This is a genomic window from Klebsiella sp. ZJOU C1 (assembly GCF_035620215.1).
Classification (GTDB): Bacteria; Pseudomonadota; Gammaproteobacteria; order Enterobacterales; family Enterobacteriaceae; genus Klebsiella; species Klebsiella variicola.
This window is the reverse complement of sequence record NZ_CP141644.1, coordinates 4,610,980-4,634,047: the sequence shown is the minus strand read 5'-3', so window position 1 is coordinate 4,634,047 and position 23,068 is coordinate 4,610,980. Positions and strand designations below refer to the sequence as shown.

The following is a 23,068-nucleotide window of genomic DNA, read 5'->3' as shown; positions in this document are numbered from 1 at the left end:
ACCCAACGATGCCTACCCGTAGCCCGGCTAAGCGCAGCGCGAGCCGGGGAAACCGACGGTCTACCAGGAGGCCAGCCACAGCCTCAGGCGCATTCCCCAACCGCTGGTCCAGCCGGTGGTAACCGACTTCACCTCGCCTTGAGAAATGACTACCAGCGTTGGCGTTACCTGGATATCCCACTGCCGCGCCAGTTGGCCGCTCGGGTCATTCACCGTCGGCAGCGTCATTTTCTTCCTGGTCAGCCACTTCTCCAGCGCGGCGTTATCGCCGGAACGCAGGGCTACCGTCAGCACATTGCCGCCGTCGGCGGCAAGTGATGCCACCGACGGCGTGGTATAGCGACAGACTCCGCACCAGGTCGCCCAGACGTACAGCAGCAGCGGCTTTTGCTGGCTCATGGCGTTCAGATCCAGCGTCCTGCCGTCGAGTGTCTGCAGCGATGTGGCGCTGACGTTTTGCGGCAGCGCGGGCTGGCGAAAATAATCCACCGCCAGGCTCACCGCCGCGCCAATCAGCAGCCACACCGCCAGCTCGCGCAGCCAGCGCCTGATTTTACTGGCCACGGGCTTTCCCCAGCTGTTCTTTCACCAGCCCCTCCAGGTCTTCAGCAGGGATCGCGCCGGCCACCATCTGATCGCCGATGATGGTCGCCGGGGTGCCCTGAATATTCAGCACCTGCGACAAAATCAGGTTCATCTTCAGCGAATCCATGGTCTTGTCATCAATACTGACGCCATCGGTGGCGGTTTTCTTCTGTGCGGCGGCGATACTGGCGTCATCGTGATAGCCTTTTTTTGCCATCAGCCGCTGATGCAGCGCCCAGAATTTATCGGGCTGCTGACGCCAGGTGGAGAGCGCGGCTTTAGCGGCATTCACCGAACTCTGCCCTTTAAACGGCAGCAGCTTAACGATGAGCTGAATGTCCGGATTATCGTGGACGATTTTTTCCAGCAGCGGATCAAACTGTTTGCAGTAAGGACAGTTGTAATCGGTAAACGAGACGATCGTGAGCTTCGGCGCTTTCGCGCCGGTGCGCGGGCTATTCGGATCGTTAAACAGCAGCTGGGCTAACTGGTCATTACCGTTCGATTGTGGTTCTTCCGCCGGCGCGGCGAAGCTGAAGGCCGATACGCACAGCAGTAATAAGGCGGTGATAGCTCTCATGTTATTTTCCTTTAGCGGCGGACAGGTCGGCGAGAAGTTGTTCGCGGTCTAACAGCGCAGGCAGGATCTTTCCCTGCGGCAATCCCGGTCCGTAAATCTGGTTAAACGGCACCGCGGCGCTGCCGCGTGCGGTTAAAAACTGACTAATGTCAGCGGAGGGGCGGCTCCAGTCGCCGCGTAAGGCGACCACGTCTGGCGCTAACAGCGCCTGCTGGACGTCATCGCGCAGCAGCACGTTGTATTTATTGGCTTTACAGGTCACGCACCAGTCGGCGGTGACATCAATAAATACCCGTTTATGCTCCGCAAGGGCGTTAGCGATAGCCTGCTCGCTGAGCGGCTGCCAGTTAACCCGGTCGCGGCGCGGGCCCTGGCCGTCCTGTTGGGCGACAAAGGCGACGGCGCCTGCCACCACGATGGCCAGAGTGCCCGCGCGCAGCGCCGTACGCCAGCGGTAGCGCCAGGCGGTGGCCAATAACAGGCCGATGGCCAGAATCACCAGCAGGGTAAGCACCGGCGTGCGGCCGATGTGGATCGTCAGCAGGCTGACCAGCCATAGTGCTGAACCAAGCATCATTAGCCCCAACACCACGCGCAGATGATTCATCCAGCGGCCTGGACGTGGGAGTCGTTGCGCCAGCCCCGGCCAGGCGACAATAAGCAGCCACGGCAGGCTCATGCCGATCCCCATGGCGAAGAAAATCCCCCACAGCAGCGGCAGTGGCGCCACCAGCGCCACCGAAACGGCGGTACCGAGGAACGGCGCGGTACAGGGCGTTGCCAGCAGGGTGGCGAAGGCGCCCTGCCAGAAATGGCCCATCAAGCCGTTGCCGCCGCGGGTGGCGAGGAAGGTACTGGCGCTGGAGGAGAGACGGATTTCGAATAGTCCCAATAAACTGGCGCTGAACAGCACCATCACCAGTGCCATCGCGCCGATAAACCACGGGTTCTGGAACTGGATCCCCCAGCCGAGCGCCTGATTACCTAAGCGTAGCGCGGTCATCATCAGCGCCAGCGCCAGGAAGGAGACGACGATCCCGCATACCGAGGCGAGGAACTGCCGCCGCACCGCGCCGCGTTCACGACGTTCGGTTTGCACCAATGAGCCGAGTTTCATCGCCAGCACCGGCAGCACGCAAGGCATGACGTTGAGAATAAGCCCGCCGGCCAGCGCCATCAGCAGCACCCAGCCTAACGCCAGCCACGTCGCGGTACTGCCGGCGGCGATGGCGATCTGGCTTTCCTGCGCCTGGCCGCTATCGGCCAGCACCAGCGACAGCGTTTTGCCGCTCAGGTCCGGCGCCGCTTCGCCCCAGCTATCGGTGACCGGTACGGTAGCGGTCAACGTATCGCCGCGGCTGGTAAAACTCGGCTTGCCGAAATCAACATCCTCCATGCTGTCGATAAACAGCGCTGGCTGCTGCCAGCCGGCATCGCGGCGGGCGGTCACAGTCAGTTTGCCGCTGACGTAGCTGGCGGTCAGTTGCGAAGTCAGGCCATCGCGCAGGGGCAGCGTGCCCATCGCGCGGGTGAAATCGTAATTAAAACGCTCCCCCGCCGGAGCCGTCATATCCAGCGAAAAGGGATAGTCAGTGAGAATGCAGACATTGCTGCAGGTGGATAGCGTCAGGACGCCGCTAAGCGTCGGCGGTATTTTGCCGCGCAGGGTCATCGGGAAGCTGACGTCGCCGTGATACCCCTGAGTGGAAATACCCGCGACGTCGAAGCGTTGCGGCGTCGGCCAGCGCCAGTTCACCTCCAGCGGCGTGTGCCAGGCGATAGCCGGCGCGATGCCGCCTTCGCCCGGCGAACGCCAGTAGGTTTTCCAGCCCTTTTCCAGCGCTACGTCTAAAAGCAGGCGGGTGTCGCCATTGCTTTCGCTTTGCGCCCGCAGGCGCACGCTGGCGTGTTGATTGTCGGCGACGCGCAGCCAGCCGCTATCGGCGGCCTGGCTGACGGGCAGCCATAGCCAAAGCAGGCAGACCAGCAGTCGCCTGAATACCATAAACATAAATTTTCTCCGTAAGTAATAAATTAACCTGAGCTGTCAGGAGAATTAATCACTCACGGAAGACGCATAATCGCAGATGCACCCGCAATCGGGGTGGGGAGATAACGCGGGGAGGCCACTGGCGTTCGATACGCGGCGGGATCGCCGCCAGCACCGCCAGCAGCAGAGTGATAGCCAACAGCGCCCCTTCAAACAGCATCGGCGGAACGGCCATCAGCGACTTGGCGCTGAGCTCGCACGGCGTGACCGGCGCCTCGGCCTTATCCTGGTTTTGCTGTAGCGACGGGCTGTCGGCGGTGAGGTTCATGACCAGCGCGTGCATCCCGGCCATCCGCTGGGCGGTGCAGGTCAGCACCACCAGACAGGCCAGGAGGACAAAAAGAATGGCTTTGCGTTGTCGCTTAATCATGAGCGCCTCAAATATTCACGAGGCCTATCTTATCGGGCGAACGCGTTTTGGCAATGGTAAAGCTGTAAAGAAGTGTCTGGCAGATAAGCGATTTGCCCTCTCCCGGCCGGGAGAGGGCGGTCAATTACAGATTCTCGCCGTTGCTGGCGATGACTTCTTTGTACCAGTTAAAGCTCTTCTTGCGCGAGCGGGACATGTCGCCGGTGCCATCGTCGTGTTTATTGACGTAGATGAAGCCGTAGCGTTTGCTGTACTGCCCGGTAGTGAAGGAGACGCAGTCGATGCAGCCCCATGGGGTATAGCCCATCAGATCGACGCCGTCATAAGTGACCGCTTTGATCATCTCTTCGACGTGGGCGCGCAGATAATCGATGCGGTAGTCATCGTTGATGCTGCCGTCGGCTTCTACTTTGTCGTAGGCGCCAAAGCCGTTTTCCACGATAAACAGCGGCTTCTGGTAGCGCTCATACAGTTCACACAAGGAATAGCGCAGGCCGACCGGGTCAATCTGCCAGCCCCAGTCGGAGGCCTTGACGTGCGGGTTCGGCACGCTGCCTTCGAAGCCGGAAATGGCATCGCCGGTACCGCCTTCGGCTTTCACCGCGTTGGTCATGTAGTAGCTGAAGCCGAGATAGGCGCAGGTGCCTTCGCGCAGGATCTGCGCGTCGCCGTCTTCCATCTTGATGTTGAAGCCGCGGCGTTCCCATTCATTCAACACATAGCTCGGGTAGTAACCGCGCAACTGGACATCGGTAAAGACGTAGCGTTCGCGCATCGACTCCTGGGCGAACATGACATCTTCCGGTTTGCAGGAATAAGGGTAGAGGGCGACCATCGCCAGCATGCAGCCGACCTGCATTTCCGGGTTGATACGACGGGCCGCTTTCACCGCCAGCGCGCTGGCGACAAACTGGTGATGCAGCACCTGGTACATGGTCTCTTCCGGATTTTCATGCTCGGTATAGACCACGCCGGAACAGCAGTAGCCGAACAGCGGCGCACGCCAGTTGCGCTGGTTGTTGATCTCGTTAAAGGTCATCCAGTATTTCACTTTGTGCTTATAGCGCTCGAAGACCACTTCGGCGAAGCGTACAAAGAAATCGACCACTTTGCGGTTGGTCCAGCCGCCGTACTGCTGTACCAGATGCAGCGGCATTTCAAAGTGGGAAAGGGTGATCACCGGCTCGATGTTGTACTTCAGCAGTTCATCGAACATGTCATCGTAGAATTTCAGCCCTTCTTCATTCGGCTGAGTTTCGTCGCCCTGCGGGAAGATGCGGGTCCAGGCAATAGAGGTGCGGAAGCACTTGAAGCCCATCTCGGCGAACAGCTTGATGTCTTCTTTGTAGTGGCCGTAGAAATCGACCGCTTCATGATTAGGGTAATATTTACCCGCTTCGACCTGGTGGGTGATTTCGCGCGGTACGCCGTGCGCCCCGCCGGTCAGCACGTCGCAGATGCTCGGGCCTTTGCCGCCTTTATTCCAGCCGCCTTCAACCTGATGCGCGGCGACCGCGCCGCCCCACAAAAAGTCTTTGGGAAGAGTCAATTTTTTCATCTTTGCTAATCTCTCTGAATAACTATTGCGATTGAGTCTAGCAAAGCGAAAATGAATGTCACGATATAACAAATTCCGCTAAAGGTAATATGTTACATCGAAAAAACAGGCTGTTATTTTTAGCTGATTTTGCGCGCTAATTTACGTCCCAGCGATTCAAGGATATAGATCACCGGAATTTGCGTTGTAATATCGTAGACGCCGCCGATGCGCGTCTGCGGCACGTGCCAGGAGAGATTGAAATCAGCCAGTTTCGCCAGTCGCGAATGCTCGTGGCTGGTAATCGACATCACCTTGCAGCGGTGCAGGCTGAACTGGCTGGCGAAGCGCAGGATCTCTTCGGTTTCGCCGGAGACGGAAAGCACGATCGCCAGCGCGTTACGGGCCATATCATTGGTTACCGGAAAATAGGGGTCGTCAATATGGTTGCTGAATTTACCGACGTTGGAAAAGAAGCGTGCGCCATATTTCGCCAGCGCGCCGGAGGTGCCGGCGCCGACGAAAATAATACGTTCCGAAGCGAGAATAATATCCACGGCCTGCTCGAGTAATTCATCGAACTCGTCATTATTGACGCTTTTAAAAAAGCTCATAATTTCGCTGGCGCCGATATTTGCCTGTTGAGGCTCATTCTGCTCAAGATATAATTTAAAGCGCACGCGAAATTCAGAGTAGCCCTCGCACTGCAGTTTGCGGCAGAAGCGCAACACGGTGGTGGTGGAGACCCCGGCGGCCTCGGCCAGTTCGCGAATAGTCATGTACATCACTTTGTCACGATTCTTAATGACGTAGTGGTAGACCATCATCTCAAGATTATTGAGACTGGCGACAGCGGCGTGGGAGAACATACTCACAGTGGCGAACTCACAATTCATAAAGACCAGGACGGAATTATATCATGCAGGCTAATGACATTACCTTTTTTCAGCGTTTTCAGGACGACATCCTCGCCGGGCGCAAAACGATCACCATTCGCGATGCGGCGGAGTCGCACTTTAAGGCCGGTGATGTGCTGCGCGTCGGACGCTATGAAGATGACGGCTACTTTTGCACTATCGCCGTTACCGCGACCTCAACGGTGACCCTCGACACGCTAACTGAACAGCATGCTCAACAGGAGAATATGACTCTCGAACAGCTGCGGCAGGTGATTATGGAAATCTATCCTACGGAAGAACGGTTTTATGTTATTGAATTCAAACGCCTTTAAATAAAATCAGCACAACTGTTAGTTGAAATAATGTTGTAACATTTTGATTTTAATGTATTTACAAATATACATCGTTTTATTTTAGCTAACAGGTGTTCACTGGAATCATTCTCAGTTACCCTAAGTGGGCAATGAAAGCGTTCTTGTTTTCACGGAGTCAAATATGGTGCGCAAACCATTAATCACTCAGGGATATTCTCTGGCAGAGGAAGTTGCCAACAGCATCAGCCACGGGATCGGGCTGGTGTTCGGTATTGTCGGCCTCGTGTTGCTGCTGGTGCAGGCGGTAGACACCAACGCCAGCGCGACGGCGATCACCAGCTACAGCCTGTACGGCGGCAGCATGATTATGCTGTTCCTCGCCTCTACGCTCTATCACGCGATCCCGCATCAGCGGGCGAAACAGTGGCTGAAAAAGTTCGACCACTGCGCTATCTACCTGCTGATTGCCGGGACCTACACGCCGTTTTTGCTGGTGGGGTTGAATTCACCGCTGGCAAAGGGGCTGATGATCGTCATCTGGAGCCTGGCCCTGCTGGGGATCCTGTTTAAGCTGACCATCGCACACCGCTTTAAAATTCTGTCGCTGGTGACTTATCTGACCATGGGCTGGCTGTCGCTTATCGTGGTCTATCAGCTGGCAGTGAAGCTGGCGGTGGGCGGCGTAACGCTGCTGGCGGTCGGCGGGGTGGTGTACTCGCTGGGGGTTATCTTCTACGTCTGCAAACGTATTCCCTATAACCACGCTATCTGGCACGGCTTCGTGCTCGGCGGCAGCGTGTGTCACTTCCTGGCGATCTATCTGTACGTCGGCCAGTCCTGATTAAACTTCCACGGTGGCGCTACGCTTACCGTGGCTACGGTTATCTGCGGCTTGGAAATCCCACGGTGGCGCTGCGCTTACCGTGGCTACGGTTATCTGCGGCCTGGAAATCCCACGGTAGTGCTGCGCTTACTGTGGCTACGATACTCTGCCGCCTGGAAATCCCACGGTGGCGCTACGCTTACGTGGCTACGGTTATCTGCCGCCTGGAAATCCCACGGTGGCGCTGCGCTTACTGTGGCTACGATACTCTGCGGCCTGGAAATCCCACGGTGGCGCTACGCTTACCGTGGCTACGGTTATCTGCCGCCTGGAAATCCCACGGTGGCGCTGCGCTTACCGTGGCTACGGTATTTGCAGTCAAGTAGCCCGGCTAAGGCGCGAGCGCCGCAAGCCGGGAGTCATAACGCTTTATTACGCGTCTTCCAGCGAATAGGGCAGCGGTTCGATGCGCAGGCTTCCGGCATCGTCGCGCACGCGGAAGATGCTGTCCGGCTCCATATCGTTATTCATCACCACCTGCACCAGCAACTGGCCATCATCCAGCTGAACCGCCGCAAGCACCGTCCCGGTGCGGCGCCAGTTGTCGCCCATTTTCAGCTCCAGATCTTCCCCCGCTTCCGGCACCCGGCTGGCGGTCCCTGACAGCGTCCACAGCGCACGCTTATTGGCGCCGCGGAATTTCGCCCGCGCCACCATCTCCTGACCGGTGTAGCAGCCTTTCCTGAAGCTGATACCGCCCAGCGCCTGCAGGTTGGTCGCCTGCGGAATGAACTGCCCGCTGTTGGCGCTGTCGATAACCGGCAGACCGGCTTCAATATTCAGCGCCAGCCACTGCTGGCTGTTATTGAGCTGCGCTTCGCCGCGCAGCGCATCGGTAACGCGATTGGCGGTGTCGACATCAGTCACCAGCAGGAAGCGTTCACCTGGATGTTCAAACCACAGCAGGCTGGTGGCGCCTTCGCTGACCACCGGGGCGGCCGCGTCGGGCAGGGCAGCGAACAGCGGCGCCAGCGCGGCGCGCGCCTGGAAGCCGGCCACCCCCAACAGAACCAGATCGTCGTTGGCGGCGATGGTGACTTTAGAGAAGACGGCATATTTTTTCAGTTCGGTCAGCTGTACGTCACGCAGGCTGCGGCGCTCGATCCATGCGAAGCCGCCGTCGCGGCGGAATACGCGCAGATTGCTCCACATCTTGCCTTTGGCGTCACAGTGGGCGGCAAGCAGATGCTGAGCATCGGTGAGATTGCTCACATCGGCGGTAATCTGCCCCTGCAGATATTTTTCGCTATCCGGCCCGCTAATCGTCGCCAGCGCCCAGTCATCCAGGGTCATCAGCGTTAACGGCAGACGAGCGGAAGAGGAAGGCTGACGCGGAGGAAAAGGTGTAAAAGCCATAGTCATATCCTGAATCGCTTAACGCAGTGTGTGTGACCAATGGTAAAAGAGCTATAGTGCATTGCAAGTGCTTTCAACAGGCCATTTGTGCGCTGGCGTGAGACAGTCGCCTGACGCAGGGAATCAATAAGCCCATCATTATTTTATGGTTTTTATGGAAGGATGCTCGCATTCAGCGATATTCCTGTAAAGTTACGGCAGAAAACGGGTTAAACTAACCTATATTTTGCTGCTGGAAGGTCAACATGGACATTAACAATAAAGCACGTATCCACTGGGCATGCCGCCGCGGGATGCGCGAACTCGACATCTCCATCATGCCGTTCTTTGAGTATGAGTACGATACCCTCAGCGACGCTGACAAACAGCTGTTCATTCGCCTGCTGGAAAATGACGATCCGGATCTGTTCAACTGGCTGATGAACCACGGCAAACCGGCCGATGCGGAGCTGCAGCGGATGGTAACCTTAATTCAGACACGGAATCGGGAACGTGGTCCTGTGGCAATCTGATCTCCGTATCTCCTGGCGCGCGCAGTGGTTTTCCCTGCTGCTCCACGGCGTTGTGGCGGCGCTGGTGCTGTTGGTTCCCTGGCCGCTAAGCTACACCCCGATCTGGCTGCTGCTGTTGTCGCTGGTAGTGTTTGACTGCGTACGCAGCCAGCGGCGGATCCATGCCCGTCGCGGTGAGATAAAACTGCTCACCGATTCCCGTCTTCGCTGGCAAAACGCCGAATGGGAGATCCTCGGGACGCCGTGGGTCATCAATAGCGGTATGCTGCTGCGTTTACGCCATGTCGATACCCGGCGCGGGCAGCATCTGTGGCTGGCGGCGGATAGCATGGATGCCGGAGAATGGCGCGATCTGCGCCGGCTGGTGCTGCAAAAACCGGCGCAGGAGTAAGCGGCGTCAGGAGAAGTGTTCGGCCATTTCGCCGAGGATCTGCTCGCACCAGCTCTGGATGCGCTCGTCGCTCAGGTCGTACTGATTGGTTTCATCCAGCGCCAGGCCAACGAACAGTTGGCCATCGGCGATAACCGGTTTTGGACTGGTGAACTCATAGCCTTCGGTTGGCCAGTAGCCGACAAACTTCACGCCTTTGGTCGCCAGCTTGTCGTGCAGCATGCCCAGTGCGTCAAGGAACCATTCGCCATAGCCCAGCTGATCGCCCATGCCGTACAGTGCGACGATTTTGCCTTCCAGGTCCAGGGTATCCAGTTGCTCCCAGACCGCCTCCCAGTCTTCCTGAATTTCGCCGAAATCCCAGGTCGGGATGCCGAGGATCAGTACGTCGTACTGGCTCATCAGCGCGGGGGAATCGTCTTTCAGATTGTGCAGCGTCACCAGCTCAGGGCCGATGATATCGCGGATTTTCTCCGCAGCCATTTCGGTATAGCAGGTACTGGAGCCGTAAAAAAGACCTATATTCATCGCGTAAACGTCTCAATTCTTGCCGTGAATTGCGCCCAGTGTACCAGAAAGGCGGCCTCTTAAGGCATAATGAGACCGTATAACGAACAAAGAGGCCGATGTGAAACAGGATCTGGCACAAATCGAACAGTTTCTCGATGCCCTTTGGCTGGAGCGGAATCTGGCGGAGAATACGCTCAGCGCTTACCGTCGCGATCTGACGATGTTAGTCGAGTGGCTGCACCATCGCGGCCTGTCGCTGGCCAGCGTCGGCAGCGACGATCTGCAGGCGCTGCTGGCCGAGCGGCAAACCGGCGGCTACAAAGCAACGAGCACCGCACGTCTGCTCAGCGCCGTGCGCCGGTTCTTCCAGCATCTGTACCGGGAAAAAATTCGCCCGGACGATCCCAGCGCGCTGCTGGCTTCGCCGAAGCTGCCGCAGCGGTTGCCGAAGGATCTCAGCGAGGCGCAGGTTGAACGTCTGCTGCAGGCGCCGCTGGTGGAGCAGCCGCTGGAGTTACGCGATAAGGCGATGCTGGAAGTGCTGTATGCCACCGGTCTGCGCGTCTCGGAACTGGTTGGCCTGACGATGAGCGATATCAGCCTGCGTCAGGGCGTGTTGCGGGTCATTGGTAAAGGCAACAAAGAACGTCTGGTGCCGCTGGGCGAAGAGGCGGTAATGTGGGTAGAAAATTACCTCGAATATGGTCGCCCGTGGCTACTGAATGGCGTGGCGTCGGATGTCTTATTTCCCAGCCAGCGCGCACAGCAGATGACGCGTCAGACCTTCTGGCACCGCATTAAACACTATGCCGTCCTGGCGGGGATCGACAGCGCGAAACTCTCCCCGCACGTATTACGCCATGCCTTCGCCACGCATTTGCTCAATCACGGCGCCGACCTGCGCGTGGTGCAGATGCTGTTAGGACACAGCGATCTCTCCACCACGCAGATCTACACCCACGTGGCGACCGAGCGTCTGCGACAACTTCATCAACAGCACCACCCGCGGGCGTGAGTGCTGAACAAAAGGACTGAGTATGAAAAAAGGTTTATTGATGTTCACTCTGCTGGCAGCCTCGCTTTCCGGCGTGGCGCATGCCGATAGCGCGGCGATCAAACAGTCGCTGGCGAAGCTGGGTGTGCAGAGTACCGATATCCAACCGTCGCCGGTTTCCGGGATGAGCACGGTGCTGACCGACAGCGGCGTCCTGTACGTTACCGACGATGGCAAACACATCATCCAGGGGCCGATGTACGATGTGAGCGGCGCGCAGCCGGTCAACGTCACCAACCAGTTGCTGGTCGGTAAGCTGAACGCGCTGAGCAACGAGATGATTGTCTATAAAGCGCCGAAGGAGCAGCACGTCATCACCGTCTTCACCGATATCACCTGCGGCTACTGCCATAAATTGCACGAGCAGATGAGCGACTACAACGCGCTGGGCATCACCGTGCGCTATCTGGCCTTCCCGCGCCAGGGGCTGCAGAGCCAGGCCGAGCAGGACATGAAGGCCATCTGGTGTGCGAAAGATCGCAACAAAGCGCTGGATGACGCCATGAACGGCAAAGGCGTGCAGCCGGCAAGCTGCAATGTGGATATCGCCAAACATTACACCCTCGGCGTGCAGATGGGCGTCAACGGCACCCCGGCGATGGTTCTCAGCAACGGTATGGTGTTGCCGGGCTATCAGGGGCCGAAAGAGCTGAAAGCGTTCCTCGACGAGCATAAAAAACAGACAAGCGGTAACTGATTCGCGTGAAACAACAGATACAACTACGCCGCCGTGAGGCGGTTGACGGCGTCGATCTCCCTGCCGACCTGCCGCCGCTGCTGCAGCGGCTGTATGCCAGCCGCGGCGTGCGCAGCGCGCAGGAGCTGGAGCGCAGCGTCAAAGGCATGCTGCCGTGGACGCAGCTCACCGGCGTTGAAAAAGCGGTTGAAATGCTGCATGAGGCTTTCGAGAAAGGGTTACATATTGTGGTGGTCGGCGATTTTGATGCCGACGGCGCCACCAGTACCGCCCTTAGCGTGCTGGCGCTACGCGCGCTGGGCTACGGTAACGTCTCCTATCTTGTGCCCAACCGTTTTGAAGACGGCTACGGTTTAAGCCCGGAAGTGGTCGATCAGGCGCACGCCCGCGGCGCGCAGATGATCATGACCGTTGATAACGGCATTTCGTCACATGCCGGTGTCGATCACGCCCATGCGTTGGGCATTCCGGTGCTGGTGACCGATCACCACCTGCCGGGCGAGACGCTACCGGCGGCCGAGGCCATCGTTAACCCTAACCTGCGCGATTGTGACTTCCCGTCGAAATCACTGGCCGGGGTGGGGGTGGCGTTTTATCTGATGCTGGCGCTGCGTACTTTCCTGCGCGATAAAGGCTGGTTCGACGCCCGCGGCATAGCCGCGCCGAACCTGGCTGAGCTGCTGGATCTGGTGGCGCTGGGCACCGTCGCGGACGTCGTGCCGCTGGATGCCAACAACCGCATCCTGACCTGGCAGGGGTTAAGCCGCATTCGCGCCGGCAAATGCCGGCCAGGCATTAAAGCGCTGCTGGAAATTGCCAACCGTGACCCGCAAAAACTGGCGGCCAGCGACCTCGGTTTCGCCCTTGGGCCGCGCCTCAATGCGGCGGGGCGGCTGGATGATATGTCCGTCGGCGTGGCGCTGCTGCTGTGCGATAACATCGGCGAAGCGCGCGTGTTAGCCAATGAGCTTGATGCGCTCAACCAGACGCGTAAAGAGATTGAACAGGGGATGCAGGCCGAAGCGTTGACCCTGTGTCAGCAACTGGAACGCAGCAGCGACACCCTGCCTGGCGGGCTGGCGATGTACCATCCGCAGTGGCATCAGGGGGTGGTCGGCATTCTGGCATCACGCATTAAGGAGCGCTTCCATCGCCCGGTTATCGCTTTTGCGCCGACCGGCGACGGCACGCTGAAAGGTTCCGGCCGCTCTATTCAGGGGCTGCACATGCGCGATGCGCTGGAGCGCCTGGATACGCTCTATCCGGGACTGATCCTGAAGTTCGGCGGCCATGCGATGGCGGCGGGTTTATCGCTGGAAGAGGCGCACTTTGAGGAGTTTCAACAGCGCTTCGGCGAGCTGGTGACCGAGTGGCTGGATCCCGCATTATTGCAGGGCGAGGTGGTCTCCGACGGCCCGCTGGCGGCGGCGGAGATGAGCATGGAAGTGGCGCAGATGCTGCGCGACGCCGGGCCGTGGGGGCAGATGTTCCCGGAACCGTTGTTTGATGGCCGTTTTCGCCTGCTGCAGCAGCGGCTGGTGGGCGAGCGTCACCTGAAAGTGATGGTCGAACCGGTTGGCGGCGGCCCGCTGCTGGACGGTATTGCTTTCAACGTTGATACTTCCATTTGGCCGGACAACGGCGTGCGCGAAGTGCAGTTAGCCTACAAGCTCGACATCAACGAGTTCCGCGGCAACCGCAGCCTGCAGCTGATCATCGATCACCTCTGGCCAAATTGACAACAGTGTATGAATAAGGGCGCGAATCCGGTAGAATTCCGCTCTTATCACCGCATTTTGACAAATCCATTAAAAGAAACCGACCATGTTTGAAATAAATCCGGTAAAAAACCGCATTCAGGACCTCACGGAGCGCTCCGACGTTCTTAGGGGGTATCTTTGACTACGATGCCAAGAAAGAGCGTCTCGAAGAAGTAAACGCCGAGCTGGAACAGCCGGACGTCTGGAACGAACCTGAACGCGCCCAGGCGCTGGGTAAAGAGCGTTCTTCTCTGGAAGCCATTGTGGATACCCTGGATCAGATGTCCCAGGGGCTGGAAGACGTGGCTGGTCTGCTGGAGCTGGCGGTTGAAGCCGAAGACGAAGAGACCTTCAACGAAGCGGTTGCTGAGCTGGACGGGCTGGAAGAGAAGCTGGCACAGCTTGAGTTCCGCCGCATGTTCTCCGGCGAATACGACAGCGCCGACTGCTACCTCGATATTCAGGCCGGTTCCGGCGGCACCGAAGCCCAGGACTGGGCCAGCATGCTGATGCGCATGTACCTGCGCTGGGCGGAAGCCCGCGGCTTTAAGACCGAAATCATCGAAGAATCCGAAGGTGAAGTTGCGGGCATTAAATCCGTGACCATCAAAATCATTGGCGATTACGCCTACGGCTGGCTGCGTACGGAAACCGGCGTTCACCGCCTGGTGCGTAAGAGCCCGTTCGATTCCGGTGGCCGTCGTCATACCTCCTTTAGCTCGGCGTTCGTTTATCCGGAAGTGGATGACGATATCGATATCGAAATTAACCCGGCCGATCTGCGTATCGACGTTTATCGCGCATCCGGCGCCGGTGGACAGCACGTTAACCGTACGGAATCCGCGGTGCGTATTACCCACATCCCGACCGGGTTGGTGACGCAGTGCCAGAACGACCGTTCGCAGCACAAGAACAAAGACCAGGCCATGAAGCAGATGAAAGCGAAGCTTTATGAGCTGGAGATGCAGAAGAAAAATGCCGAGAAGCAGGCGATGGAAGACAACAAGTCCGACATCGGCTGGGGCAGCCAGATCCGCTCTTACGTGCTGGACGACTCGCGTATTAAAGATCTGCGTACCGGGGTGGAAACCCGCAACACTCAGGCGGTGCTCGACGGCAGCCTGGACCAATTTATCGAAGCAAGTTTGAAAGCAGGGTTATGAGGAACCAACATGTCTGAACAACAAGCACAGGGCGCTGACGCGGCAATTGACCTTAATAATGAACTGAAAACCCGCCGTGAGAAGCTGGCCGCGCTGCGTGAGCAGGGCGTCGCTTTCCCGAACGATTTCCGTCGTGACCATACCTCTGACCAACTGCACGCTGACTTCGATGCGAAAGAAAACGAAGAGCTGGAAGCGCTGAACGTTGAAGTGGCCGTTGCTGGCCGCATGATGACCCGTCGTATTATGGGTAAAGCGTCTTTCGTTACCCTGCAGGACGTGGGCGGCCGCATTCAGCTATACGTTGCGCGTGATGACCTGGCGGAAGGCGTTTATAACGACCAGTTCAAAAAATGGGATCTTGGCGACATCATCGCCGCCCGCGGTAAGCTGTTCAAGACTAAAACCGGCGAGCTGTCCATCCACTGCACCGAGCTGCGTCTGCTGACCAAAGCCCTGCGTCCGCTGCCGGACAAATTCCACGGCCTGCAGGATCAGGAAGCGCGCTATCGTCAGCGTTACCTCGATCTGATCTCCAACGATGAATCTCGCAACACTTTCAAAGTGCGTTCGCAGATCCTGGCGGGTATTCGTCAGTTCATGGTTGGCCGCGGCTTTATGGAAGTGGAAACCCCGATGATGCAGGTGATCCCGGGCGGTGCTTCCGCGCGTCCGTTCATCACCCATCACAATGCGCTGGATCTGGACATGTACCTGCGTATCGCGCCGGAACTGTACCTCAAGCGTCTGGTGGTTGGCGGCTTCGAACGCGTCTTCGAGATCAACCGTAACTTCCGTAACGAAGGGATCTCCGTTCGTCATAACCCAGAGTTCACCATGATGGAACTCTATATGGCATACGCGGATTACAAAGATCTGATCGAGCTGACCGAATCCCTGTTCCGCACCCTGGCGCAGGACATCCTCGGCAACACTGAAGTGCCTTACGGCGACCAGGTGTTCGACTTCGGCAAGCCGTTTGAAAAACTGACCATGCGTGAAGCTATCAAGAAATACCGTCCGGAAACCGAGATGGCGGATCTGGATAACTTCGATTCCGCGAAAGCGATCGCTGAGTCCATCGGCATTAAAGTTGAGAAGAGCTGGGGTCTGGGCCGTATCGTGACCGAGATCTTCGAAGAAGTGGCGGAAGCGCATCTGATTCAGCCGACCTTCATCACCGAATACCCGGCGGAAGTTTCTCCGCTGGCGCGCCGTAACGACGTGAATCCGGAAATCACCGACCGTTTCGAGTTCTTTATCGGCGGCCGTGAAATCGGTAACGGCTTTAGCGAGCTGAACGACGCTGAAGATCAGGCGCAGCGCTTCCAGGATCAGGTTGATGCGAAAGCCGCCGGCGACGACGAAGCGATGTTCTACGACGAAGACTACGTCACCGCGCTGGAACACGGCCTGCCGCCGACCGCTGGTCTGGGTATCGGTATCGACCGTATGGTCATGCTGTTCACTAACAGCCACACCATCCGCGACGTGATCCTGTTCCCGGCGATGCGTCCGCAGAAATAATCGCCCTTCGCGAAATACAAAAAACCCGGCTTGCCGGGTTTTTTTATGTCTGATGTGAGGGCCGAAGCCTGACGTAGTCCGGCTCAGTGCAGCGCAAGCCAGGGGATCCCGGATAGCGGTATAAACGCCTTATCCGGGCTACGCAATGGCGCAGAACCGTAGGCCTGTGCAAGCGTAGCGCCGCCAGGCATTAATGACAGGCAAAGGGCTGCGCCTGGCCTGGAGAATAGTCAGCTTACCCGCGCAGACGCGCAACGAAATCGATCAGCGCCTGGCGGGCGTCCTGGTTTTCCGCTTCCAGTACCATCCACGGGCTAAACGCCCACGGCGTGGCGGCCAGCGCGCTTAACATCGTTGCCAGGTCAACCCACTGATAATCCATGACTTCATCGTCGTTAGGCTGCACTTGGCTGACCACGCGCGCGGCATACACCGGGCACACTTCGTTCTCAACGATGCCGTTGGGGGCGACCGCCCGGTAGCGGAAGGCCGGGTGAATCGGCGCGATATCGGCGATCTCCACGCCGAGCTCGAAGCGGCAGCGGCGCGTGACGGCCTGCTCGAAGGTCTCGCCCTGCTGGGGGTGTCCGCAGACCGAGTTAGTCCACACCCCGGGCCAGGCTTTTTTGCCCAGCGAACGACGGGTGACCAGAAACTGACCCTGCTGATTAAACAACCAGCAGGAAAACGCGAGATGTAAAGGGGTATCAAGCGTGTGGGCGGCATACTTCTCCAGCATACCGGCAGGTTGATCCTGCTCATCCAGTAAAATGACGTGTTCCCCGGCCATGACGACTCCTGAAAATAAAAAATGACCCGGCACAAACCCGCCGGGTCATGTACTCAGGCCACTAGGGTAGCCCATAAATGGGAGAAAGGCATTACCAAAACAAGCCCTGGAGGCTGGTCTGCGAGCGGCAGCCTGGGACTGCGGGGCGTGCCCTCCACGACGTGCGGTATGAACGTGAATCTTTCCGTCGCTGGCCGAACGTGATGCCAGAGGGTCATCTGTTAGCCTTCAGGGATGACGCCCTGCGCCGCGGGCTGGTATGATATTCGCCCTGATTGCGAGGTAAGTGGTTGTGTTAAGTGCAGGATGCCTGATGATGAAACGCTTTTATATGACACTGATGCTGGCGACAAGCCTGGTGCTGACCGGTTGCTCCAGCACCTCCGACTCCGGTGCCACCTATACCGTCAAACGTGGCGATACCCTGTACGGCATCTCGCGCACTACCGGCACCAGCGTTCGCGATCTGGCTCGTCTGAATAACATCTCGCCGCCTTACACCATTGAGGTGGGGCAGAAGCTGAAGCTCAACGGCAGCGGCGCGTCAAAGACGACGAAGAAAAAATCTTCCTCTACGCGCACTGCGGCGGTCACCCCTTCATCTGCGGTACCTCAATCCTCCTGGCCGCCGGTAGGACAGCGCTGCTGGCGCTGGCCGACCAGTGGCAAAGTGGTCCTGCCTTATTCCACCGCCGATGGCGGCAATAAGGGCATTGATATTGCCGGGACCCGCGGGCAGCCGGTGTATGCCGCCGGGGCGGGCAAGGTGGTGTATGTCGGCAACCAGCTGCGCGGCTATGGCAACCTGATCATGATTAAGCACAGCGAGGATTACATCACCGCCTACGCCCACAACGATAAGCTGATGGTGAATAATGGCCAGAGCGTGAAGGCCGGCCAGCAAATTGCCACCATGGGCAGTACGGATGCCGACTCTGTGCGCCTGCATTTCCAGATCCGCTATCGGGCCACGGCCATCGATCCGCTGCGCTATCTGCCGCCGCAGGGCAGTAAACCTAAGTGCTAAAAGGTTATTTTATCGCCAGTCAGCATCTGGCAGGCTTGTCACAAGGTGCGTAAGGGCTATAATGCTTCTCGCACCTCTTCGCGGGCGTAGTTCAATGGTAGAACGAGAGCTTCCCAAGCTCTATACGAGGGTTCGATTCCCTTCGCCCGCTCCAAACTCCAAACTCCAAACTCCAAACTCCAAACTCCAAACTCCAAACTCCAAACTCCAAACTCCAAACTCCAGTCTCCTGACGTCTTCTAAACTCACTTCTCCCTTGATAAATAAGCGGTTATAGCATGCTGTTAGTCTATTGAACTCCGACGGAGGACTCCACTTTGGTTGCGGGATCAGCGTTTTGCGCTGCTGGCGCTGGAGTAGTCGCGTTTAGTGATATTTTCGCATTTATCCTGTTTCCGCAGGATGAGTAATTTTACGCAACCGGCTCGCGCTGACGATGACCGATACCGCAGAGGCCGCGGCAGCGCTCCACAGCGCAACATGAATTGACCTTTCATCTGCTGCCAGCAGAACGGCTACGGCGGCGGCTCCCAGGCACTGCCCGAAAGTGCGCATAATGGATAAAACACCGGACGCATAACTCGCGTGCTCACGAATAACGTTTGAGAGCATTTCCCGGTTATTAGGACTCTGAAAGCAGCCAAACCCTATTCCGCACACCAGACTTCGCAGGCAGATATCCCACATTGAAGGGCCGGCGGGTAACGTCGCCAGCAGGATCAAACCGACGACAAAAATCACCAGCCCCAGGGTGGATATCGCCGGGGCTGATATCGTGTCCGCCCAACGGCCTGCATGCGGCGCAATCAGCACGATCCCTAACGGCCACGGCGTAAACAGCAGGGCAGACACTACCGGACTGTAGCCGTATTCGCTCTGAAACAGGAAGGGTAGCGCAATAAAGGTGATCCCCTGGCTGACAAAAGCAACCATCGACGTGAAGGCCGCGAGGGTAAAACGTTCATTTTTAAACATGGTCGGCGGCAGTAAGGGATGATCCGTGCGGCGGATTTGCCAGATAAAAGCCATGCCGCTCAGCGCAGCGAGAGCCATCCAGCAAAGGCTGCCGAATTGAGAAGTAGCGTTCTGTAGGCTGTTCGCCGCCATGATCGTCGAACCCAACAGCAGCGCCGACAATATGGCGCCCAGGGTGTCGAAGGGCGCCTGCATAGGGATCGCATCCCGCGGCAGCGCTCTGACCGCCAGCAGTAAGGCGAGGGTGCCGGGAAGAACGTTTATCGCAAACAGCCATTGCCAGCTCAGGGTGTGAAGGATCGTACCGCCCAATACCGGGCCGATAGCGGAGCTGGAGGCAATGAGCAGGGCATGGAACCCCAGAATGCGGCCAAGTAATCGTCCGGGAAATACGGACCTGAGTATTGCGGGGGCAATACTCAGCGTCGCCGCGCCGCCGATCCCCTGAAGCACGCGCATACCAATAAGCACTTCGGGCTTATTCGCCAGCGCGCAACCCAGTGATGTCAGGGTAAAGGTCGTCAGGCCCGCCAGAAATACGGGGCGATAACCCAGACGGGCCGCAAGCGCCGCGAATATCGCCAGCGTCATCGCAGCCGCCAGCAGATACCCGTTGGCGAACCAGACGGCAATACTGGCAGGTACCTGCATCTCCTGAGCCATTGAGGGCAGGGCAATGTTGATCATGGTGCCATCAAACACGCCCATTAAGGTGGTGGTCATTATTGCGGCCATCACCCGTGCGCGCGCCGGGCCAGGCAGTCCTTCGTCGCCGGGTTGACTGGAAAAGAGCGTCATCATTTGTCCTCTGAGAAGAGTGTATGGATGACAAAACTATAAAGATGGCTTTTACTGGGCGGAAGACGCACTACTTTCACTTTATTGTTGCATCAAACGCCTTATCTTAATGTGCTGGGAGGAAGGGTAATGTCTGATCCCGATTTTAATTTGCTGGTAGCACTCGACATATTGCTGAGTGAAGCGAGTGTCGCAGGTGCGGCACGTCGTCTGAACCTCAGCACCTCGGCCATGAGCCGGACATTAAGCAGGTTACGCGATGTCACAGGAGACCCGATCCTGGTGCGCGCCGGGCGTAACATGGTACTGACCCCGTGGGCCGAAGCGACCCGGGATCGCGCCAGGCGTGCAGTGCACGAGGCCAGGGCGGTATTGCAGCCCTCAATGGAAACGTTCAGCGCGAGAAGTCTGGCGCGTCTTTTTACCATCAGGGCAAACGATGGCTTTGTGGTGGCGTTTGGGCCTGCGCTCATAGCAGCGGTTGCCGACGCCGCGCCGGATGTCTGTATACGCTTCGCGCCTAAGCCGGAAAAAACGTCGCGCTATCTTCGGGAAGGGCTGGTTGATCTGGAGATTGGCGTTCAGAGTAATATGGGGCCAGAAATACGGCTGCAACGACTGTTTGAGGATCGGTTTGTTGGCGTCGTGCGTAAAGGGCACCCGCTGGCTAAGCAGGCAGAAATAGGCGTGGGTGATTATGTCGCCTGGGGCCATGTGGTAGCGTCACCCGATGGCGCGTTGCACGGATCCGTCGACGATGCGCTGGCCGAACTGGGGACAAAACGTAAAATTGCGAGCGTCGTACCGGGATTTCCGACAGCCCTGTCCGTGGCGCTGGAATCGGATCTTATCGCCATGATACCCGCACTCTATTTACTCAATCAGCAGGTAACGGACCAGGTACACGTTTTCGAGCTGCCGTTCAAAAGCCGTCGTATTACGGTATCGCAGATGTGGCACCCAAGAATGGAACGCGACCCCGGTCACCGCTGGCTGAGAGAGCAAATTCTTGCGATATGCGGTGTGGGGAGGTCAGTCATGACTAAGGAGCCTGTATAGCGATTGCTATAACATCAATTTATATTAAATGAATAATTCAAATTATTGATATTTAATATAAAAAATCAAGCGAAGTAGCGGTGTAGTAGCTAAATTGAGATGTCCATCTCTGACCAAATAGACATGTCCGCGCTACCGTCTCGCCACAGCGATCGCTGCTTTCAAAGGATGAGACTCATGACGGCATACGGAACGGAAATTTTCTCAATGAGCGATGTGAACAGACTCACTATCGAAGTCTCCATACTTCGATAGACCGTTTATGTTCTTTCCGCGAGACCTAATCGAAAGCCCTCGTGGTACCTTTAAATTAACAGTTAACGATAAATAAAGGACAGCTTACCTGTCCTTTATTCTTTTTTATTCAGCTTTGCTTTCGCGCGATCGCAATACCTCGCCGACTACCGGGGCGGCGGTAAACGCATTTGGCCATCCCGCGTAGAACGCCGCCTGGGCGACCACTTCTCCTGCCTCTTCAGCCGAAAGCCCATTATCCATGGCTCTGTTCAGGTGGTAGCCAATCTGCGCGCTCTGTCCGGCGGCGATTAACGCGCTGACCGTCACCAGACTTCTGTCGCGGGGCGTAAGCGCGGGCCGTTGCCAGAGGTCGAGAAACAGCGGGTCGGCGGTAAATTTAACCAGGCCAGGCGAAATGGGGCCGACATTTTTCTCCACGGTCTCTGCACGCTGTTTCTCTACCTGTTCATTGAGTGGCAGCAGCGTTGGCGAGGCGGCGGGCAGGGCCTCTGCCGTGATGCCGCGGGCTGCAAAGATCGCTTTGGTCACGCTGACGGCTGACATTGCATTGGGCCAACCTGAGTAGAACGCCAGATGGGTAATGATCTCTGATACTTCCGCTGGCGTCACGCCGCTATCGAGCGCAACGGCAATATAGTGCTTCAGCTCGCCTGGCTGGTTGCGGGCAATCAGCATGGCTACGGTCACGATGCTGCGGTCGCGGGTGGACAGGGCGTCACGTTGCCAGAGGTCGTTGCTGATGGCCTCGCGGCCGAAGCGCGCCAGCGCCGGTGAGACCGCGTGAATATCAGCGTCCACAAGGGTTGAAGGGGTAATTTTCATCATAGCTTCATCTCTTTGTTCGTTGGCATAAGCAAAATCAGACAGCACAAGCGACAAGGCTGCCGCGGCAATCACGTTTTTCATGTTTTATTCTCCCTGCTGAACAGGACAGAGGGTTACCGCGTCCACACCTGAGGATGGTCTTTGGCTTGCGGCGTGTTTTGCGCCATCACGCCTGTGAGAACGTGCGGCTGGTAGGCCTCTTCCAGATAGCGGATCTCCTCAGAACTGAGCCGCAGGTTCACGGCGCTGACCGCACCGTCAACATGGTGCTTTTGCGTGGCGCCGACCACCGGGGCGGTGACTTTAGTCAGCAGCCAGGCCAGCGAGATTTCGGTCATGGAGACCTGATGCCGTTCGGCAAGTTCGGCGACGCGGGCAATAATGATCCGGTCCTGTTCTGCCGTGCCGTCGTATTTGCCCCGGGCATAATCATCTTCCACCGCTCGCCGCGTGTAGCCTTCTAAACGCGAGAGACGGCCGCTGGCCAGCGCGCTATAGGGGGTCATGGCGATATTATCTTCTGCGCACAGCCCGAAGAGTTCTCGTTCGTCTTCACGCATAATCAGGTTGTAATGGCTTTGCATGGAGACAAAGAGCGTCAGCCCTTCGCGTTCGGCAAGGGCGTTCGCCTTCGCCAACTGCCAGGCATAGCAATTGGAAATGCCAATCGCGCGCACCTTGCCAGCGGTCACGGCGGTGTGCAGCGCCTCCAGCACGTCGATAACCGGGGTGTTGTGATCCCAGATGTGGTAGATGTAGAGGTCGATGTAGTCCATCCCGAGGTTTCGCAGACTCTGGTCAAGCGAGCGGGCTATCGCCTCTTTTCCGCTGATCCCCTCGGCTATCTGGGCAGCGGTTCGTGGCAGAAACTTGGTGGCCAGCACCACCTCCTCGCGTTTTGCCATCTCCCGCAGCGCCCGGCCAACGTACCGCTCACTGGAGCCGTTCTGATAGGCGATAGCGGTATCGTAAAAATTGATGCCCTTTTCGAGGCCGTAGCGAATGATGTCCCGGCTTGCTGTTTCGTCCAGCGTCCAGCGATGCTGACCCGTCAACGGATCGCCAAACCCCATACATCCCATGCAGATGCGGGAGACCAGTAAGTCACTTTTACCGAGCCGGGTATACTGCATCGTTATTTTCTCCCT

At 57.7% G+C, this 23,068-nt stretch carries 23 protein-coding genes and 1 tRNA gene; 12 read left to right on the top strand and 12 right to left on the bottom strand.

Features of this window, described 5'->3' with window-relative positions:
* Positions 1 to 60: 60 nt before the first annotated feature.
* The 6 genes from SPE70_RS22155 to SPE70_RS22130 form a co-directional block, all read right to left on the bottom strand.
* The gene (locus SPE70_RS22155) at positions 61 to 564 is read right to left on the bottom strand and encodes a protein disulfide oxidoreductase (RefSeq protein WP_022064985.1); all 504 of its coding nucleotides are present in this window, start codon (positions 562 to 564) and stop codon (positions 61 to 63) included.
* On the bottom strand, positions 554 to 1,165 hold the full coding sequence (locus SPE70_RS22150) for a DsbA family protein (RefSeq protein ID WP_117112483.1): 612 nt from the start codon (positions 1,163 to 1,165) through the stop codon (positions 554 to 556). The genes SPE70_RS22155 and SPE70_RS22150 overlap by 11 nt, the downstream gene beginning before the upstream one ends.
* A 1-nt stretch (position 1,166) precedes the next feature.
* Positions 1,167 to 3,176: a protein-disulfide reductase DsbD family protein gene (locus SPE70_RS22145; protein WP_136047535.1), complete on the bottom strand. Its 2,010-nt coding sequence runs from the start codon at positions 3,174 to 3,176 to the stop codon at positions 1,167 to 1,169.
* A 49-nt stretch (positions 3,177 to 3,225) separates the two neighbouring features.
* The gene (locus tag SPE70_RS22140; protein ID WP_109848734.1) at positions 3,226 to 3,585 is read right to left on the bottom strand and encodes a copper resistance protein; all 360 of its coding nucleotides are present in this window, start codon (positions 3,583 to 3,585) and stop codon (positions 3,226 to 3,228) included.
* 124 nt (positions 3,586 to 3,709) lie between these two features.
* Entirely contained in the window at positions 3,710 to 5,143 is a 1,434-nt protein-coding gene (bglA, locus tag SPE70_RS22135) for a 6-phospho-beta-glucosidase BglA (protein ID WP_025712495.1), read from the bottom strand.
* A gap of 119 nt (positions 5,144 to 5,262) precedes the next feature.
* Complete coding sequence (locus tag SPE70_RS22130) at positions 5,263 to 5,991, bottom strand: MurR/RpiR family transcriptional regulator (protein ID WP_012967245.1); 729 nt, start codon at positions 5,989 to 5,991, stop codon at positions 5,263 to 5,265.
* A gap of 50 nt (positions 5,992 to 6,041) precedes the next feature.
* On the opposite strand from SPE70_RS22130, the gene yqfB reads away from it, so the two are divergent.
* Together yqfB and trhA are read left to right on the top strand one after the other, a co-directional pair.
* The gene (gene yqfB, locus SPE70_RS22125; protein WP_109848735.1) at positions 6,042 to 6,353 is read left to right on the top strand and encodes a N(4)-acetylcytidine aminohydrolase; all 312 of its coding nucleotides are present in this window, start codon (positions 6,042 to 6,044) and stop codon (positions 6,351 to 6,353) included.
* 163 nt (positions 6,354 to 6,516) lie between these two features.
* Complete coding sequence (gene trhA / locus SPE70_RS22120) at positions 6,517 to 7,176, top strand: PAQR family membrane homeostasis protein TrhA (RefSeq protein ID WP_008806429.1); 660 nt, start codon at positions 6,517 to 6,519, stop codon at positions 7,174 to 7,176.
* Between the two features lie 414 nt (positions 7,177 to 7,590).
* On the opposite strand, the gene ygfZ is transcribed toward trhA, so the two are convergent.
* Positions 7,591 to 8,574: a tRNA-modifying protein YgfZ gene (gene ygfZ / locus SPE70_RS22115; protein ID WP_012967246.1), complete on the bottom strand. Its 984-nt coding sequence runs from the start codon at positions 8,572 to 8,574 to the stop codon at positions 7,591 to 7,593.
* 245 nt (positions 8,575 to 8,819) lie between these two features.
* On the opposite strand from ygfZ, the gene sdhE reads away from it, so the two are divergent.
* Complete coding sequence (gene sdhE / locus SPE70_RS22110) at positions 8,820 to 9,086, top strand: FAD assembly factor SdhE (RefSeq protein ID WP_002916312.1); 267 nt, start codon at positions 8,820 to 8,822, stop codon at positions 9,084 to 9,086.
* On the top strand, positions 9,067 to 9,477 hold the full coding sequence (locus tag SPE70_RS22105; RefSeq protein WP_002916310.1) for a protein YgfX: 411 nt from the start codon (positions 9,067 to 9,069) through the stop codon (positions 9,475 to 9,477). The genes sdhE and SPE70_RS22105 overlap by 20 nt, the downstream gene beginning before the upstream one ends.
* Before the next feature lie 6 nt (positions 9,478 to 9,483).
* On the opposite strand, the gene fldB is transcribed toward SPE70_RS22105, so the two are convergent.
* Positions 9,484 to 10,005, bottom strand: a complete 522-nt coding sequence (gene fldB / locus SPE70_RS22100) for a flavodoxin FldB (protein ID WP_008806427.1) — start codon at positions 10,003 to 10,005, stop codon at positions 9,484 to 9,486.
* A 100-nt stretch (positions 10,006 to 10,105) separates the two neighbouring features.
* On the opposite strand from fldB, the gene xerD reads away from it, so the two are divergent.
* The 5 genes from xerD to lysS all read left to right on the top strand — a co-directional run bounded on the left by xerD (position 10,106) and on the right by lysS (position 16,188).
* Positions 10,106 to 11,002, top strand: coding sequence for a site-specific tyrosine recombinase XerD (gene xerD, locus SPE70_RS22095; RefSeq protein ID WP_008806426.1), 897 nt, complete (start codon positions 10,106 to 10,108; stop codon positions 11,000 to 11,002).
* A 22-nt stretch (positions 11,003 to 11,024) separates the two neighbouring features.
* Positions 11,025 to 11,738 (top strand): bifunctional protein-disulfide isomerase/oxidoreductase DsbC, encoded by a 714-nt coding sequence (gene dsbC, locus SPE70_RS22090; protein ID WP_136047536.1) that lies wholly within the window; start codon positions 11,025 to 11,027, stop codon positions 11,736 to 11,738.
* Between the two features lie 5 nt (positions 11,739 to 11,743).
* Complete coding sequence (gene recJ / locus SPE70_RS22085) at positions 11,744 to 13,477, top strand: single-stranded-DNA-specific exonuclease RecJ (protein ID WP_136047537.1); 1,734 nt, start codon at positions 11,744 to 11,746, stop codon at positions 13,475 to 13,477.
* 85 nt (positions 13,478 to 13,562) lie between these two features.
* Positions 13,563 to 14,661, top strand: a protein-coding gene (prfB, locus tag SPE70_RS22080; protein WP_012540595.1) for a peptide chain release factor 2 whose coding sequence is annotated in 2 segments (ribosomal slippage) — positions 13,563 to 13,637 and positions 13,639 to 14,661 — 1,098 coding nt in all. Because the reading frame shifts where the segments join, the coding sequence is not laid out codon by codon here.
* Between the two features lie 9 nt (positions 14,662 to 14,670).
* On the top strand, positions 14,671 to 16,188 hold the full coding sequence (gene lysS / locus SPE70_RS22075) for a lysine--tRNA ligase (protein WP_008806422.1): 1,518 nt from the start codon (positions 14,671 to 14,673) through the stop codon (positions 16,186 to 16,188).
* Positions 16,189 to 16,423: 235 nt separating this feature from the next.
* Here the strand turns inward: lysS and idi are convergent, their stop codons facing one another.
* A complete protein-coding gene (idi, locus tag SPE70_RS22070; RefSeq protein WP_044614464.1) occupies positions 16,424 to 16,978 on the bottom strand; it encodes an isopentenyl-diphosphate Delta-isomerase in 555 nt (184 codons plus the stop codon).
* A 313-nt stretch (positions 16,979 to 17,291) separates the two neighbouring features.
* Here idi and actS point away from each other — a divergent pair, with 313 nt between their 5' ends.
* Together actS and SPE70_RS22060 are read left to right on the top strand one after the other, a co-directional pair.
* Positions 17,292 to 18,005 (top strand): amidase activator ActS, encoded by a 714-nt coding sequence (gene actS / locus SPE70_RS22065; protein ID WP_136047538.1) that lies wholly within the window; start codon positions 17,292 to 17,294, stop codon positions 18,003 to 18,005.
* A gap of 80 nt (positions 18,006 to 18,085) precedes the next feature.
* Positions 18,086 to 18,159 (top strand) — tRNA-Gly (locus tag SPE70_RS22060).
* Positions 18,160 to 18,389: 230 nt separating this feature from the next.
* Here the strand turns inward: SPE70_RS22060 and SPE70_RS22055 are convergent.
* The gene (locus SPE70_RS22055) at positions 18,390 to 19,778 is read right to left on the bottom strand and encodes an MFS transporter (RefSeq protein WP_064170011.1); all 1,389 of its coding nucleotides are present in this window, start codon (positions 19,776 to 19,778) and stop codon (positions 18,390 to 18,392) included.
* Positions 19,779 to 19,907: 129 nt separating this feature from the next.
* On the opposite strand from SPE70_RS22055, the gene SPE70_RS22050 reads away from it, so the two are divergent.
* Positions 19,908 to 20,837, top strand: coding sequence for a LysR family transcriptional regulator (locus tag SPE70_RS22050; protein WP_110197622.1), 930 nt, complete (start codon positions 19,908 to 19,910; stop codon positions 20,835 to 20,837).
* A 360-nt stretch (positions 20,838 to 21,197) separates the two neighbouring features.
* Here the strand turns inward: SPE70_RS22050 and SPE70_RS22045 are convergent, their stop codons facing one another.
* Positions 21,198 to 22,001: a carboxymuconolactone decarboxylase family protein gene (locus SPE70_RS22045; RefSeq protein ID WP_049008717.1), complete on the bottom strand. Its 804-nt coding sequence runs from the start codon at positions 21,999 to 22,001 to the stop codon at positions 21,198 to 21,200.
* A 32-nt stretch (positions 22,002 to 22,033) separates the two neighbouring features.
* Positions 22,034 to 23,053, bottom strand: coding sequence for an aldo/keto reductase (locus tag SPE70_RS22040; RefSeq protein ID WP_049008715.1), 1,020 nt, complete (start codon positions 23,051 to 23,053; stop codon positions 22,034 to 22,036).
* Positions 23,054 to 23,068: the final 15 nt, after the last annotated feature.

What these genes read in the sequence shown, in the direction of transcription:
- SPE70_RS22150 (WP_117112483.1), bottom strand. Translation starts at nt 1,165, where the DNA reads ATGAGAGCTATCACCGCCTTATTACTGCTGTGCGTATCGGCCTTCAGC.
- SPE70_RS22145 (WP_136047535.1), bottom strand. Translation starts at nt 3,176, where the DNA reads ATGTTTATGGTATTCAGGCGACTGCTGGTCTGCCTGCTTTGGCTATGG.
- SPE70_RS22140 (WP_109848734.1), bottom strand. Translation starts at nt 3,585, where the DNA reads ATGATTAAGCGACAACGCAAAGCCATTCTTTTTGTCCTCCTGGCCTGT.
- bglA (WP_025712495.1), bottom strand. Translation starts at nt 5,143, where the DNA reads ATGAAAAAATTGACTCTTCCCAAAGACTTTTTGTGGGGCGGCGCGGTC.
- SPE70_RS22130 (WP_012967245.1), bottom strand. Translation starts at nt 5,991, where the DNA reads ATGTTCTCCCACGCCGCTGTCGCCAGTCTCAATAATCTTGAGATGATG.
- yqfB (WP_109848735.1), top strand. Translation starts at nt 6,042, where the DNA reads ATGCAGGCTAATGACATTACCTTTTTTCAGCGTTTTCAGGACGACATC.
- trhA (WP_008806429.1), top strand. Translation starts at nt 6,517, where the DNA reads ATGGTGCGCAAACCATTAATCACTCAGGGATATTCTCTGGCAGAGGAA.
- ygfZ (WP_012967246.1), bottom strand. Translation starts at nt 8,574, where the DNA reads ATGGCTTTTACACCTTTTCCTCCGCGTCAGCCTTCCTCTTCCGCTCGT.
- sdhE (WP_002916312.1), top strand. Translation starts at nt 8,820, where the DNA reads ATGGACATTAACAATAAAGCACGTATCCACTGGGCATGCCGCCGCGGG.
- fldB (WP_008806427.1), bottom strand. Translation starts at nt 10,005, where the DNA reads ATGAATATAGGTCTTTTTTACGGCTCCAGTACCTGCTATACCGAAATG.
- dsbC (WP_136047536.1), top strand. Translation starts at nt 11,025, where the DNA reads ATGAAAAAAGGTTTATTGATGTTCACTCTGCTGGCAGCCTCGCTTTCC.
- lysS (WP_008806422.1), top strand. Translation starts at nt 14,671, where the DNA reads ATGTCTGAACAACAAGCACAGGGCGCTGACGCGGCAATTGACCTTAAT.
- idi (WP_044614464.1), bottom strand. Translation starts at nt 16,978, where the DNA reads ATGGCCGGGGAACACGTCATTTTACTGGATGAGCAGGATCAACCTGCC.
- actS (WP_136047538.1), top strand. Translation starts at nt 17,292, where the DNA reads ATGATGAAACGCTTTTATATGACACTGATGCTGGCGACAAGCCTGGTG.
- SPE70_RS22055 (WP_064170011.1), bottom strand. Translation starts at nt 19,778, where the DNA reads ATGACGCTCTTTTCCAGTCAACCCGGCGACGAAGGACTGCCTGGCCCG.
- SPE70_RS22050 (WP_110197622.1), top strand. Translation starts at nt 19,908, where the DNA reads ATGTCTGATCCCGATTTTAATTTGCTGGTAGCACTCGACATATTGCTG.
- SPE70_RS22045 (WP_049008717.1), bottom strand. Translation starts at nt 22,001, where the DNA reads ATGAAAAACGTGATTGCCGCGGCAGCCTTGTCGCTTGTGCTGTCTGAT.
- SPE70_RS22040 (WP_049008715.1), bottom strand. Translation starts at nt 23,053, where the DNA reads ATGCAGTATACCCGGCTCGGTAAAAGTGACTTACTGGTCTCCCGCATC.